At 47.0% G+C, this 13,099-nt stretch carries 11 protein-coding genes and 2 pseudogenes; 11 read left to right on the plus strand and 2 right to left on the minus strand.

The window, feature by feature from the left end; genetic code table 11:
* Positions 1 to 228 precede the first annotated feature (228 nt).
* Both L6H70_RS28675 and L6H70_RS04260 read left to right on the plus strand, forming a co-directional pair.
* Entirely contained in the window at positions 229 to 4,779 is a 4,551-nt protein-coding gene (locus L6H70_RS28675; protein WP_279306726.1) for a S8 family serine peptidase, read from the plus strand.
* A 379-nt stretch (positions 4,780 to 5,158) separates the two neighbouring features.
* Positions 5,159 to 5,383 carry a hypothetical protein gene (locus L6H70_RS04260; RefSeq protein ID WP_236330082.1) on the plus strand — a complete coding sequence of 75 codons (225 nt, stop codon included), beginning with the start codon at positions 5,159 to 5,161 and terminating at the stop codon, positions 5,381 to 5,383.
* Between the two features lie 93 nt (positions 5,384 to 5,476).
* On the opposite strand, the pseudogene L6H70_RS04265 reads toward L6H70_RS04260, so the two are convergent.
* Both L6H70_RS04265 and L6H70_RS28870 read right to left on the minus strand, forming a co-directional pair.
* Positions 5,477 to 7,399: pseudogene (locus L6H70_RS04265) on the minus strand (FAD-dependent oxidoreductase); the annotation flags it as partial.
* Positions 7,396 to 7,653: pseudogene (locus L6H70_RS28870) on the minus strand (ArsR/SmtB family transcription factor). The pseudogenes L6H70_RS28870 and L6H70_RS04265, both read right to left, overlap by 4 nt.
* 310 nt (positions 7,654 to 7,963) lie before the next feature.
* Here L6H70_RS28870 and L6H70_RS04275 point away from each other — a divergent pair.
* The 9 genes from L6H70_RS04275 to L6H70_RS04310 all read left to right on the plus strand — a co-directional run bounded on the left by L6H70_RS04275 (position 7,964) and on the right by L6H70_RS04310 (position 13,081).
* On the plus strand, positions 7,964 to 8,536 hold the full coding sequence (locus tag L6H70_RS04275) for a sulfurtransferase TusA family protein (protein ID WP_279306727.1): 573 nt from the start codon (positions 7,964 to 7,966) through the stop codon (positions 8,534 to 8,536).
* Between the two features lie 35 nt (positions 8,537 to 8,571).
* Entirely contained in the window at positions 8,572 to 8,967 is a 396-nt protein-coding gene (locus L6H70_RS04280) for a DsrE/DsrF/DrsH-like family protein (RefSeq protein ID WP_236330086.1), read from the plus strand.
* A 19-nt stretch (positions 8,968 to 8,986) separates the two neighbouring features.
* On the plus strand, positions 8,987 to 10,135 hold the full coding sequence (locus L6H70_RS04285) for an MBL fold metallo-hydrolase (protein WP_236330089.1): 1,149 nt from the start codon (positions 8,987 to 8,989) through the stop codon (positions 10,133 to 10,135).
* A gap of 17 nt (positions 10,136 to 10,152) precedes the next feature.
* Positions 10,153 to 10,380, plus strand: coding sequence for a sulfurtransferase TusA family protein (locus L6H70_RS04290; RefSeq protein ID WP_236330091.1), 228 nt, complete (start codon positions 10,153 to 10,155; stop codon positions 10,378 to 10,380).
* A gap of 315 nt (positions 10,381 to 10,695) precedes the next feature.
* Positions 10,696 to 11,481, plus strand: coding sequence for a sulfite exporter TauE/SafE family protein (locus tag L6H70_RS04295; RefSeq protein ID WP_236330093.1), 786 nt, complete (start codon positions 10,696 to 10,698; stop codon positions 11,479 to 11,481).
* 110 nt (positions 11,482 to 11,591) lie between these two features.
* On the plus strand, positions 11,592 to 11,861 hold the full coding sequence (locus tag L6H70_RS04300) for a metal-sensitive transcriptional regulator (RefSeq protein WP_236330095.1): 270 nt from the start codon (positions 11,592 to 11,594) through the stop codon (positions 11,859 to 11,861).
* 45 nt (positions 11,862 to 11,906) lie between these two features.
* Positions 11,907 to 12,224 carry a rhodanese-like domain-containing protein gene (locus L6H70_RS04305; RefSeq protein ID WP_236330097.1) on the plus strand — a complete coding sequence of 106 codons (318 nt, stop codon included), beginning with the start codon at positions 11,907 to 11,909 and terminating at the stop codon, positions 12,222 to 12,224.
* 202 nt (positions 12,225 to 12,426) lie between these two features.
* Complete coding sequence (locus L6H70_RS28875) at positions 12,427 to 12,717, plus strand: rhodanese-like domain-containing protein (RefSeq protein WP_423802803.1); 291 nt, start codon at positions 12,427 to 12,429, stop codon at positions 12,715 to 12,717.
* Entirely contained in the window at positions 12,605 to 13,081 is a 477-nt protein-coding gene (locus L6H70_RS04310) for a rhodanese-like domain-containing protein (protein WP_236330099.1), read from the plus strand. The genes L6H70_RS28875 and L6H70_RS04310 overlap by 113 nt, the downstream gene beginning before the upstream one ends.
* The last annotated feature ends 18 nt before the right edge of the window (positions 13,082 to 13,099 follow it).

Here is a 13,099-nt window from a genome sequence, read left to right on the forward strand (position 1 = left end):
TCATCTATAAACAAGGTGTGGGCTGTTTAATGTTTACTTTTTTTCGCAGCTTGTATTCCAGGCTCCAAGTACTTAGTGCTTAAGAACGATATCCGAAATGCCTAAATAACTGTAAAATTGAAGGGATTATCCGGCGAATTACCCATTACATATTCCTTTACGCATACATATCAGAGAGTAAGGATCTTATGAAATGCCGGAATGTTTTCAATGAACAGGGGGTTCCTAATGTCAAAAAATAATTACCGCAGGATCGGCGCAGGCGCTGCAAGCCTTATTTTGGCCGCTGCGCTGCTGCTCCCGGCTGGAGCTGCGTCTTCAGCGCCATTCTTGCCTCCGCTTCCTGGTGGATTTGCGGAAGCTCCGGGCGTAACTCCGAAATGGGGAGGTGATGCCGGAGATCTCGGAGCGGCCTTCAAGGCGATGCTCGCTGAAATGCCGGCACCCAAAAATTATGTTCCGCACACCGACTCTTTATCTCCGATCAAGGTCATCGTCGAGCTGAGAAGCGAACCTGCAAGGGTTGTGGAGCAAAGTGCGGGAAAGTCCTTCTCACCGTCGCTTCAACGAAACAAGCTCCGCGCCGAGCATGCCGCTTTTAAACAGGCGGCCGCCCTCCTGGGTGCTGCGGCAGGCAGCGAATTTACCGAGGTGTTTAACGGGTATGCGCTGACGCTGCCGGGGAATCAGGTGGACAAGCTGCTTGATCTGCCGGGCGTCAAGGCGGTGTATCCGGACGAGGCCGTACAGGCACCGCCAATAAGTGCGGAACCGCTGACTGGTCTCAGCCCTGTTATTGCCAGCGGCGACTTGATCGGTGCGGACATCCTGATTGACGAGGGAATTACAGGGGAGGGAGTAAAGGTAGCCGTTCTCGACACGGGAATCGACTATAACCATCCGCTTTTAAAGGACCATTATGCCGGGGGATATGATCTGGTCGATGAGGATGATGACCCATATGAAACGGACAACCCGAATCAAATCCCTCCGGATGCCGACGGCACTCCTTATGAAACCGCGCACGGTACACACGTGGCGGGCATTGTAGCCGCCGTGGCTCCCGGTGCGGAGATTTATGCGTACCGCGTACTCGGCCCCTACGGCAACGGATCGACGGAACAGACGCTGGCGGGAATCGAAAGGGCGGCTGCAGACGGCGCTAATGTCATTAACATGTCGCTCGGGTCGGGCTATAACCAGTCCTACGCTCCAGACGCCATTGCAGCTGACAATGCGGTGAAGGCAGGCATTACTGTCGTCATCGCGGCCGGGAATTCCGGAGAAGACGGATCTTATACGCTTACTACTCCCGGCGGCGCACATCGCGCAATCACAGTAGGTGCCTCGACTAAGCCCGTCGTGACTCCTGTAATTCATATAGGAGACGCTGAACCCGTTTACGGGCTACGGGCCTCTTTGTCTCCTGAGCTTACGGAAGAAGAATCAGGCGTGCGGGTAGTCTATGCAGGAGCAGGAACCGCAGCGGATTTTGACAAAGTAAATGTTCAGGGAGACTTCGTGCTGGTGGACCGCGGGGGCGGACTGGATTTTTCGACCAAGTCTTTGAACGCCAAAAAAGCTGGCGCAGCTACACTGCTTATCGCCAACAACGAGACCGAACCTGTGCGCCCTACCTTAAGCCGTGCCGGGGATTATATTCCGACCTACGGAATTACATTGGCCGAAGGGAAGGCGGTGAAGCAGGAGCTTGTGAACGGTGAAGGTACGCTGAGTTACGAGTTGATTGAAGAACCGGAGCGACTGGCAGACTTCAGCTCGAAGGGACCGGGGCTGCCCGACTTCATCATTAAACCCGAGATTATTGCACCAGGCGTTGACATCTTATCTTCCGTCCCTGTGTGGGCCAGTATGGATGGTACCTACGATACGGCCTATGCTGAAGAGGAAGGGACAAGCATGGCTGCGCCTCACATAGCTGGTGCAGCCGCACTGCTACTACAGGCAGGTGAAGACATGCTCCAGAAAGCGCTGGATCCGGAACAGATCAAATCCATGCTCATGAACAGCGCAGAGCCGTTGACCGACCGCAAAGGGTATGAGTACGGGTACTTCGAACAAGGCGCAGGTCTTCCGCATCTGGATCGTGTAATTCAAAGTCCGGTTATAGCCAAGGTGTTCGAACAACTGGATCTTGGAATTTCCGGCTTGGAGCCGGATCCTTATTATACAGGGTCCTTGTCGTACGGAATCCAGAACCGGAACAGTACAGTGACCAAAACCGTCTACCTGGATAATTTGTCTGGAGCTCCGCTTGATTACCAGGCAGAAATTGAATGGTACACCAAACATGCGGGACTTAACGCGTATGCAAGTACCGAAACACTTGAAGTTCCGGCAGAAGGCGCCACTTTTGAAGTTACCTTGTCGATTGGCACTGACGCCAGGGACGGGTTCTATGAGGGTGCGGTCAAGCTGACAGGTACAGGGGGGCAGACGCTGTTTCTCCCTTTGGCCGCAATATTAGGGGATAAACTGAAGCCTGATGCCGTTGATTCAGCAAATGTTTATGATCTGGTCTTTTCGCCGAACGGTGACGGCTTGTCGGACATGAACGGACTGTATTTCTCGGTGAATGAAAGGGTTACGGATCTGAATTTTGAGGTCTCGCGCTTTGACTTCAATACGGGAGACGGGAAGGTTGTCGGCGACATATACGCTCATGGTGGCGATTATGCCAAAGGTCGGCATGAAGTCGAATGGGACGGCAGGATCTATGACAGCGGGACGGGACAGCTTGAACCGCTTGAGGACGGTTTCTACATCGTTACACCGGTATACGGGGAAGACCGGATCCGGCTCGGCGAACAACGGTTCAGCGTTGCCGTTGACACCGGCGCGCCCCTTCTTTCTTCCGTAATGCTGGATGAAGTGGAGCCTCGTGACGGAGAGCGGCAGGCGGTGCTGTATGGAGATATTGTGGACGACCTGATGCTTGAGTTGATTTCCGGAACCAACGGGTATGAGATGGAGGATCTGATTGGGATCAGCGCCGTTTACGAAGCGGCGGACGGGACCACACAGCAGACGGACGGCGTCCTGTACCCGGACGGTTATTTTGAAATCGGGGTCCCGCTCCGCGAAGGGATGAACGATTTCTATATTTACGCCTACGATATCGCCGGGAATGGCGCGGCGGACGAAGACTACGCCCAGCTGCTGAAGTACAGCACCGGTGCCGATGCCATTACGGTAACGCCAGCTCTGAGCGCAGCAAGCGTGATGACCGGACAGCCGGTAACCGTGGAAGTCCGGTTCACAGCGGCCGAATCCGTCTACGGCGCGATGATGAGTCTCGCTTATGACGGCAGACTGAAGACTCCTGTCATTCAGCCGAGCGTCCAGCTGGCTACTTATCAGGAGGAGCATGACCCTGGGGTACCGCTAGCGGAATACACTGATTCGTTCGGCATTTCCGACGGACGACAGGTAGTGCGGTACGGTGTGCAGCTGACGAACAGCGTCTATTCCGGCGAAGGCAGCGTTGCTTCCTTTACCTTTGTTCCTGCTGAGGCGGGAAGCTATACGTTTGAGCTGGGAGACCTGCTGTTCTGGAACGAGGGGCGGACCTTTACCGCTGCAGCCGGACTTGCAAAAGCCCAGTTACAGGTAACGGATCCTGCTAAGCCGGAACCACAGCTGCCCGAACAGCCAGGCGGTCAGCCTAATCCAGCGCCTGTAACGGCAGTACCTGTGACGGGGAATACTTCCACAGTAAATTCAGGAATACTTACGGCGAATGCAACCGGTGCTTCAGCTCTACCGTCAGCTGTTCTTGCCGTATCCGACACGGCGCTGAACCAGGCAGTGCTGCAGGCACATTCGGAATATGCGGCGCTTTCGTTAAGCGATGTGCTCTTCGCAAATTATTCGTTCGTCCGGTTGTCGCTGACCTCTGTACAGGCGGATAAGCTGAAATCTTCTGGTATGGGCCTTATGCTGGAAGGACGAGAATTCACTTTATCCATCCCGGCAGAAGCCTTGGCAGACTTTACCGGGACGAAGGGACTGAGTGTAGAGCTCTCGCTTAGTCACATTTCTGGTGTCCTGACGACAAAAGGCCCGGCCGCTGTATCAAGCGCTCCCGTAGTCAGCGTGAAGAACGGGTGGACATCCGGTACACCTGTCATTCTCCGCCTTCCGTTAAACGCCAATACCGGTGATGACCGTAAAACCGGTGCCTATAAGAAAGCAGCGGACGGTTCATGGACCTACCTGCAGTCCGGCAAGCTGGTTAAAGACGGCAACCTGGAGCTTGAAGTGAAGAGTGATGGAACGTATACCGCTGCAGCCGGGACCGGAACGTTCAGCGATCTGGCGGGGCACTGGGCCAAGGACGACATCGAAGTGCTGGCCGCTCATCAGCTGGTGGCGGGAAAAGGCGCGGCAGGTATGTTCAGTCCGAATGACACGGTTAACCGTGCGGAGCTGCTGACTCTATTGGATCGGCTGCAGGGCAAAGGCGATACATGGCTGACACATATTCGCGAACAGGATGCCCGCCGCCCGCTTACCCGCCAGGAGACGGCGGCGCTTGCAACTGCTGCACTGAAGAACGGAGCCGCTGGTTCTAATGTCAGCCTGCCATTTGCTGACAGCCATTCGATAGCTCCGGATGACAGAGCGGCAGTAGCTTATATGTTCGAACAAGGATATATGAGAGGGGAAGGCTTGCTCTTTAACCCGGCCGGAACCTTAACCCGGGCACAAGCTGCTGTCATACTGAGCCGGATTTTACAGGATTTGCGCACCCCATAAGTCTTGGTAAGCAGGAGATAAACTACTAGACCATTGTGATGCTGAATAGTGGGACTTGAAAGGCTGCCTCCGGGCAGCCTTTTTTCGTCTTCCATTACTTCGATGAAAGGATGAGAGAAAATGATGATGTGTTAAGGGACATGGGAACTCACGATTTATTGACAATACACCACGAAGAATCTTTGATGAACGGTTTGCAAGAGTTAAAATCACGGAGGAAGAATATTACCGGATGAAGAGCATTTTGCGGGATTAAAAAATCTTAATGTATACATGGTTATGATTTTTGCTTGCCTTATTTAATACCTCATTTGATTCATCCACATCCTGGTTTGTTTATAATGCTAAAAAGATCATCTTTTGAGGAGACGAGAAAGATTTGTTAAGAAAGAAAAAACTCATTCATCAAGCAATTCAAAACCAGATGCCTGTAAATGTTCACTTGATCAGCGGTGAAACGTATTGTGGTGTATGTATGGAACATGAGAAGCCTGAATTGTTTATCATCATTACGGGGACAGAATCCAGAGCTGTTTTTTATTGGGCCATAAAACGTGTTACATTTATAAACAAGATCGAACAAAAGGAAAGAAGCTCTACTTAATCATTAATCAGATTGTATTTAGCAGATTCTTTCTTTGTGAATGATTCTTTTTAATTCACTTGCTAGGACTTACTTATGCTCGCCATTGATTTTTCCTTTGCGGAGGTAAGCCTCGATAGTACCGTCGGCAAGCTTCGTCAACCGAACAAGATTGTTGCGGGACAGCTTTGCCCATGATCTGATATCTTCGAAAAATCCTTGGTCAGATGCAGTTACCTTTAAGAGCTGCCCGTCTTGCAGTCGGTCGATACTCTTTTTTACTTGAACGATCGGACCTGGACAGCAGAGGCCACAGGTGTCAATGACTGCATCAGCATTCAAATAATCAGGTACAGACAATATTTCATTTGAAGCCGTATTTTTGTTTTGTGGAACATATTTACTAATCTGATACGTCTTGTAGCCACCTGTCAGATTCTTCACTTTGAACCCCTTTTGTGTTAAGATCCGGGAAGCAGTGTAGCCTCTCAAACCGACCTGGCAGTAAACCCATATCTCCTTGCTAGGATCAAGTTCATCCAGACGATTACGCAGCTCGTCGACAGGAAGGTTTATAGAACCCTCAATATGCCCATTCGCATGCTCAAGTTCGCTTCGAACATCCACCAACATGGTACTGTCCAAATTCCGACCGGCCAAATCCCCGGGTACAAATACTTCAGTCATTCCGTTCATTACATTCTCAGCCGTGTATCCGGCCATGTTCACGGGATCTTTGGCTGAGGAATATGGGGGAGCATAAGATAGCTCCAGTTCAGTTAGATCCGTAACGGAACCCTTAAACCGGATTACTGTAGCAATATCGTCGATTCGTTTGTCCACCCCGTTATAACCGACAGCTTGTGCACCCAAAACCCTGCCATCCCCGTTAAAAAGAAGTTTTAAGGAAAGCGGAGTGGCTCCAGGATAATAGGAAGCATGGGAGTTTGGATGTACATATACAACATGATACGGGATGCCGAGCCGCTGCAAAGTTTTCTCGTTATTCCCAGTGGATGCACCAGTTAAGCCGAATACCTTAATAACGGATGTGCCTTGGGTCCCTTTGTAAGTGGTACCTAAACCGCTGACGTTGTCCGCAGCAATGCGTCCTTGCTTATTGGCAGGTCCCGCCAATGGGACGGCTGCCTTATGTCCGTTAACAAAATCCACGATCTCAACAGCATCACCTACTGCGTAAACATCATTTAAATTCGTTTCCATTCTTTCGTTAACCAGAATATGCCCTTTAGGTCCGAATTCAAGGCCGCTATCTTTCAGGAAGGAAGTATCCGGCGAAACGCCGATGGCCAACAGAACTATCTCGCTTCGTAGAACCGTACCACTGGCAAGATGGACCTGAATTTGCTCTCCAGCCTCCTCAAAGCTCTGAACCATGTCTGAGAAAATAAGATTTACTCCATGATCTTCCAGTTCTTTGGATAATACAGCGGACATCTCGGAATCGAAGGGAGCCAGCAGTTGTGGGCCTGCCTCAATGAGTGTTACTTCCAGTCCGGCTTCCTTCAGATTTTCTGCCATTTCCACTCCGATGAATCCTCCGCCGATGACTACCGCAGAACGTGTACCTTCTTCATTCACCTTTGTTTTGATTTTGTCTGTATCTGGAATGTTCCGTAATGTATGAATTTTGGAACTCTCTATTCCAGGTAGAGAAGGACGGATGGGTTTTGCACCTGGCGACAGAATCAAAGCATCATAGTTCTCCTCATAAGAACCTAATTCCTTACTTTGCACAACAACTTTTTTACCAACCGGGTCAATGGAGATCACTTCACTCTGGATGCGAACATCAATATTGAAGCGCTTATGCATGGCTTCTGGAGTTTGTACAAGCAATTTTGAACGATCCTGTATGGAACCCCCAATATAATAAGGAAGACCGCAATTGGCAAAAGAAATATACGGATCCCGCTCAAACATCACAATATGTGCTTCTTCATCCAATCTGCGTAAACGAGCAGCCGCTGAGGCGCCTCCTGCAACTCCACCGACAATCAATACTTTTTTATTCATGTTTGTTCCTCCAGTAATATTTGTATCAGATGTCTGATTCTTTCGTCTTTAACGGAATAAATGATCTTGAGGCTATTTTTTCAGTCTTCACAATACCTAAAGATCTAAGCTTCTGGAGATGCTGGGAGACCGTTGATTGTGGAAGTTCCGATGATTCCTTTTACAATACATAATCTAACCGGATGGGCTAGAGCCTTTAATAATTCAGCTGCCTGAGCATAGGTTTCAAATTGTTTATCCATTGACTGAGAAATCACCTCGATTCATTAAAACATTATATCGCAATATTATGATATAGAGATATTAAATACAATCCCTACATTGTGTCGAAAATATGGCGGGTTGTATGCATCGGCCAATGTAGTTAATTTTCAAATCAATTTGCTTCATCTAAGAGCAAGGTTATTCGTGTTTCTATTCTGTATTATCCAAATTAATAAAAAATCAGTTACTTACAATCACTATTGACAAACGGGTTAAACGCATTTATGATTTAGCCATGCCAATACCAATACCCCTATGGGTATATGTATTAGATAAAAATACTTCAAGGAGGTTCTGAAATTGCCACTAATTAAAGCAGATCAATCACTGGATTGCAAAGGATTGGCATGTCCAATGCCTATCGTGAAAACTAAGAAAGCAATGGACCAGCTTGAAGCGGGTCAGGTCATCGAAGTTCAAGCCACCGATAAAGGCTCTTTAGCCGATCTTAAGGGATGGGCCAAGAATACCGGACATCAATATTTGGGAACCATTGAAGAGGATAACGTGCTCAAACATTATCTTCGCAAAGCCAGCCCGGATGAGATTAAGGAGCAAAAAAAATATATGCATGTTATCACTAATGAGGAGCTTGAGAAAAAACTGGTGAGTGATGAGATAGCGATAATTCTCGATGTACGCGAACCTGCTGAATATGCCTTTAATCGAATTCAAGGTGCGTTTTCCGTTCCTCTCGGTGAACTGGAGAATCGTTTGTATGAACTCAATCCAGAAGATAGTATCTATGTTATTTGCCGGACGGGAGCACGTAGTGATATGGCGTGCCAGCTGCTAGCCGCAAAAGGCTTCAAAGATGTGCATAATGTTGAACCTGGAATGTCAACATGGTCTGGGCCAACAGAATCAAACTAACAAAATAACATAACAATAAATGGAGGTTTTACGTAATGAGTACTAAAGTAGCTATTATCGCAAGTAACGGTGGTTTGTTTGATGCGTATAAAGTGTTCAATATTGCCACAGCTTCTGCGGCAACCGATGCCGAAGTAGCAATCTTTTTCACCTTCGAGGGATTGAACTTGATTCACAAACAGGCTCATCACCAGTTGCCATTGCCGGCTGGACGTGAGCATTTTGCCGAAGGATTTAAAAATGCCAACGTTCCATCCATTCCTGAGCTGGTTGAAATGGCACAGGAGCTGGGCGTCAAAATCATTGCCTGCCAGATGACTATGGATGTGATGAATTTGCAAAAAGAAGATTTTATCGAAGGAATCGAAGTCGGAGGAGCGGTTACATTCCTGGATTTTGCGAAGGATGCCAATGTCTCATTAACATTTTAATCAAAGGAGGAACCGATACATGGAAGCTACAAACGCACTGAGTGTAATGACAGCCGCGGAACTTACAAGATTGGTTCTGGCCAAGGAAGAGCTGTTCATTCTGGATGTTCGCAATGAGAGCGACTTTAAGGACTGGAAAATTGAAGGTGAAAGGATTGATGTCATCAATATCCCATATTTCGAACTGCTGGATGGTGTGGATCCTGTACTAGATCAAATTCCAGATGGCAAAAAGATCCTTGTCGTATGTGCCAAGGAGGGTTCATCCAAATTTGTGGCTGAGCAGATTGCCCAGGCGGGAAGAGGTAATGTGCACTATCTGGAAGGCGGAATGAAATCATGGAGTGAGCATCTGGAGCCTGTCAAGATTGGTGATTTGAAGAATGGGGGATCGCTCTACCAGTTTGTTCGAATCGGTAAAGGATGCTTGTCCTATATGGTTGTATCAGACGGGGAAGCAGCCGTAGTGGATACAGCCCGGATGGCAGACGTTGTTGAAGAATTTGCGAAAAGCCATGGAGCGACGATCAAGCATACCTTAGACACTCACCTCCATGCAGATCATATCTCAGGCGGCCGGAAATTGGCGGAAAAGACCGGAGGCACCTATTGGTTGCCACCTAAAGATGCTGACGAAGTTACTTTTTCGTATGATAAATTGGAAGAAGGACAGGATATTATTGTTGGAAATACAACGATTCGGATTGAGCCGGTATATTCACCTGGACATACAATCGGCAGCACTTCGCTTATCGTAGACGAACAATTCTTATTAACCGGTGACATCTTGTTCATCGAATCGATCGGACGTCCTGATTTGGCCGGCAAAGCAGAAGACTGGATCGACGACCTTCGTGAAACACTCTATAACCGTTACAGAGGATTAACACAGGACTTAATCGTTCTTCCGGCTCATTTCGGTAAAATATCCGAACTTGGGGAGGGAGGAAAAGTTATGGCGAAATTGTCGGAACTCTATGATAAAAATCCAGGTCTGAATATTCAAGAGGAAGCTGCATTCCGGCGCATTGTAACTGAAAACCTGCCACCTCAACCCAATGCATACCAAGAAATCCGTCAAACGAATATGGGGAAAATGACACCGAGTGAAGAAGAGCAGCGAGAGATGGAAATCGGTCCAAACCGCTGTGCTGTTCACGATAAATAAGAGGAGGATTTAATTAAATGCAAGTAGATCTTGTGATCGACACAAAAGGATTAGCTTGTCCAATGCCGATCGTAAAAGCAAAAAAAGCACTGGACGGTCTTACAACTAATCAAATCATGGAAGTACAATCAACGGACAAAGGTTCTGTCAATGACTTTCAGGCATGGGTCAAACAAACCAAACACGAGCTCATTAAATATGAAGAAGAAAATGGCATCTATAAATTCTTTGTAAAGAAGGTATAAAAAACAAGCGGACACGCATCGGCGTGTTCGCTTATTTCAAGCAATCATAAACAATTCGTACACCAAGTGAGCCATAGCTCTCCTCTTTATAATGACCTTTAGGGCATGTCTTGGTACAGCAGTCAGAATTACTGTCTGCATGCAATCTATCGCTGCATACCGGACAATTATCTTCAAAAAGAGATTTCAACACACTAAACATGTTTAATCACTCATTTCGCATGATTTTACTAGGTATTATTATACCCGCATAATTCTGATTCGTATACATTTTTATTGTTTTCTTTTTTACCCTAAAAAGGAAGGTGGGAGCCGGTGGATATACTGCTTTTAATCATAATGGTATTGCTTGGTCTGGTCGGTTCTTTCTTTTCCGGATTGCTAGGGATTGGTGGAGCGATTATTAATTACCCGCTACTTTTATATGTACCCTCTCTTTTTGGGGTAGCTCATTTCTCCGCCCATGAAGTGTCATCGATTAGCATGTTCCAAGTGTTTTTCGCTTCGCTTGCAGGAGTCATTGCTTTTCGCCGAAAAAAGACTAATGGGGCTGTTGTTCATAAGGGTCTAGTTGTATATATGGGGAGCAGCATTCTCATGGGCAGCCTAGCTGGTGGATATATTTCGGGGCTACTAAATGGGGAAGTGATCAACTTGATTTACGGTATCCTTGCAGTACTCGCGGTTATCCTCATGCTTATCCCGAGAAAAGGAAGCGAAGAACAGCCTTATCATCTAACATTCAATAAAGTCATTGCAATAGCCGCGGCTATATTGGTAGGTATTGTTTCAGGAATCGTAGGAGCAGGCGGCGCATTTATTCTTATTCCTATTATGCTTACTGTTCTCAAAATACCCACTCGTACAACCATTGCATCCTCGCTTGCTATCGTCTTTATTTCCGCAATTGGCGGGTTAATCGGTAAAATCTCGGCTGGGGGTATTCCTTTGGAACCTACAATCTACACTGTAATCGGGAGTCTGCTGGGTGCACCACTTGGATCCAAGATAAGCTCCAAAATGAATGTTAATGTGCTGCGGTACGGATTAGTTGTCTTAATTTCCCTTACGGCAGTAAAGGTTTGGTCTTCCATTTTATAACCACCTGTAATAAATATTTAAGATTTGTATAAAAGATTTTTCATGATATAATACCTATAGGGGTATGTGTATTTAGTAAGATGATATAAGTAGAAAGGTGATGATTTATAATGGATTACAATTATCCGGATGAAATGAAAACACGCTTACGCAGAATCGAGGGCCAGGTTCGTGGTGTGCTGCGAATGATGGAAGAAGGAAAGCCGTGCAAAGAAGTTGTCGCTCAATTGTCTGCCGTACGCAATGCATCCGATAAAGCCATTGCCCAAATCGTCGCAGAGAATCTACATCAATGTATTTTAGCTGAACAAGGTGAGGGTAACCAAAATACCGAGAAAATGGTCAAGGAAGCCATCGCGCTTCTAGTAAAAAGTCATTAACGGATAGCTATAACATAAATAATAAAAAATAAAGGAGAGATTAACATGGCATTCAAAATTTCAAAAGTAATCACACCCCAGAAGGTAGCAGCACAGCTCAAGAATGGGGAGTCTCTTAAATTGCTCGATGTTCGTGAACCTGGAGAATGGGCAGAGGGACATATTGCAGGTGCCAAGCATATTCCGCTTGGACTACTGTTGGAACGGCAACAGGAGCTCGATCCCGCACAAGAAACCATTGTCATCTGTCGAAGCGGAAGCCGGAGCGGTCTGGCTTGCGAACTGCTGACTGAAAAAGGATTTAATGTTGTGAACATGACCGGTGGGCTTAATGCCTGGACGGATAAATTGGTTCGTGATTAAGCCTTACAGGACAGTCAGTAACTAGAGGCATCTTCAGCTGCTGCAGCACAATTGAAAGGACTGGATCAACATGATAACACTTTTGTACTTTTTGACTGGGGCAGTGGTCTTATGGTATTTGCGCCTACTATGGCCCGTTCGTTCACTTTCCTATATTAGTGTTCATAACTGGGTCCAAGCTAAGGAAAGTTTAAATTTGAAAATGCTCGATGTCAGGGATGCTTCGGATTATTTGGAAGGACATATTTCCGGCTCGATAAATATATCTTTAGGGCGTCTTCCTTATGTATGGCAACACGATCTATTTCCTGATGATAATATACTAATTCTGTCCAACAATTGGTACCAAAGCAATAAAGCAGCAAGAATCCTCCGTAAGCATGGATTCCGTAGTTTGTTCACAATACAAGGCAATGTTTGGTCTGCACAATCATGCTTTCAAAAAACACCACCAAAAGGAGGAAGACATTGTGGACACAGGCTCAATCATTAACATTGCAGTGATTGTATTGTTGCTCTGGTTTGTTTATTCCCGTATAAGACCGGCTAAAGGATTAAAGGCATTGAGCGCTGAAGAATTCCAAAATATGATGGAGGGCAATGAGAAACGGATGCTCATAGATGTACGGGAGCCGGGAGAGTATAAGACTGGGTATATCAACGGTGCGAAGAACATCCCCTTATCCCAACTGTCTGGACGTTTAGGGGAAATACCAAAGGATAAAGCTGTTTTTTTATACTGCCGCAGTGGTATGCGAAGTAAAAATGCGGCAAGAATTCTGCTGAAAAATGGTCATACAGGGCTTGTTCACCTGCAGGGGAGCTTGAGCGCCTGGAGCGGTAAGCTGAGACGTTGATAAGGGATTCAGCCCTTT

Source organism: Paenibacillus auburnensis (assembly GCF_927798115.1).
GTDB classification, from domain to species: domain Bacteria; phylum Bacillota; class Bacilli; order Paenibacillales; family Paenibacillaceae; genus Paenibacillus_AQ; species Paenibacillus_AQ auburnensis.

What these genes read in the sequence shown, in the direction of transcription:
- L6H70_RS28675 (WP_279306726.1), top strand. Translation starts at nt 229, where the DNA reads ATGTCAAAAAATAATTACCGCAGGATCGGCGCAGGCGCTGCAAGCCTT.
- L6H70_RS04280 (WP_236330086.1), top strand. Translation starts at nt 8,572, where the DNA reads ATGAGTACTAAAGTAGCTATTATCGCAAGTAACGGTGGTTTGTTTGAT.
- L6H70_RS04285 (WP_236330089.1), top strand. Translation starts at nt 8,987, where the DNA reads ATGGAAGCTACAAACGCACTGAGTGTAATGACAGCCGCGGAACTTACA.
- L6H70_RS04290 (WP_236330091.1), top strand. Translation starts at nt 10,153, where the DNA reads ATGCAAGTAGATCTTGTGATCGACACAAAAGGATTAGCTTGTCCAATG.
- L6H70_RS04300 (WP_236330095.1), top strand. Translation starts at nt 11,592, where the DNA reads ATGGATTACAATTATCCGGATGAAATGAAAACACGCTTACGCAGAATC.
- L6H70_RS04305 (WP_236330097.1), top strand. Translation starts at nt 11,907, where the DNA reads ATGGCATTCAAAATTTCAAAAGTAATCACACCCCAGAAGGTAGCAGCA.
- L6H70_RS28875 (WP_423802803.1), top strand. Translation starts at nt 12,427, where the DNA reads ATGCTCGATGTCAGGGATGCTTCGGATTATTTGGAAGGACATATTTCC.
- L6H70_RS04310 (WP_236330099.1), top strand. Translation starts at nt 12,605, where the DNA reads ATGGATTCCGTAGTTTGTTCACAATACAAGGCAATGTTTGGTCTGCAC.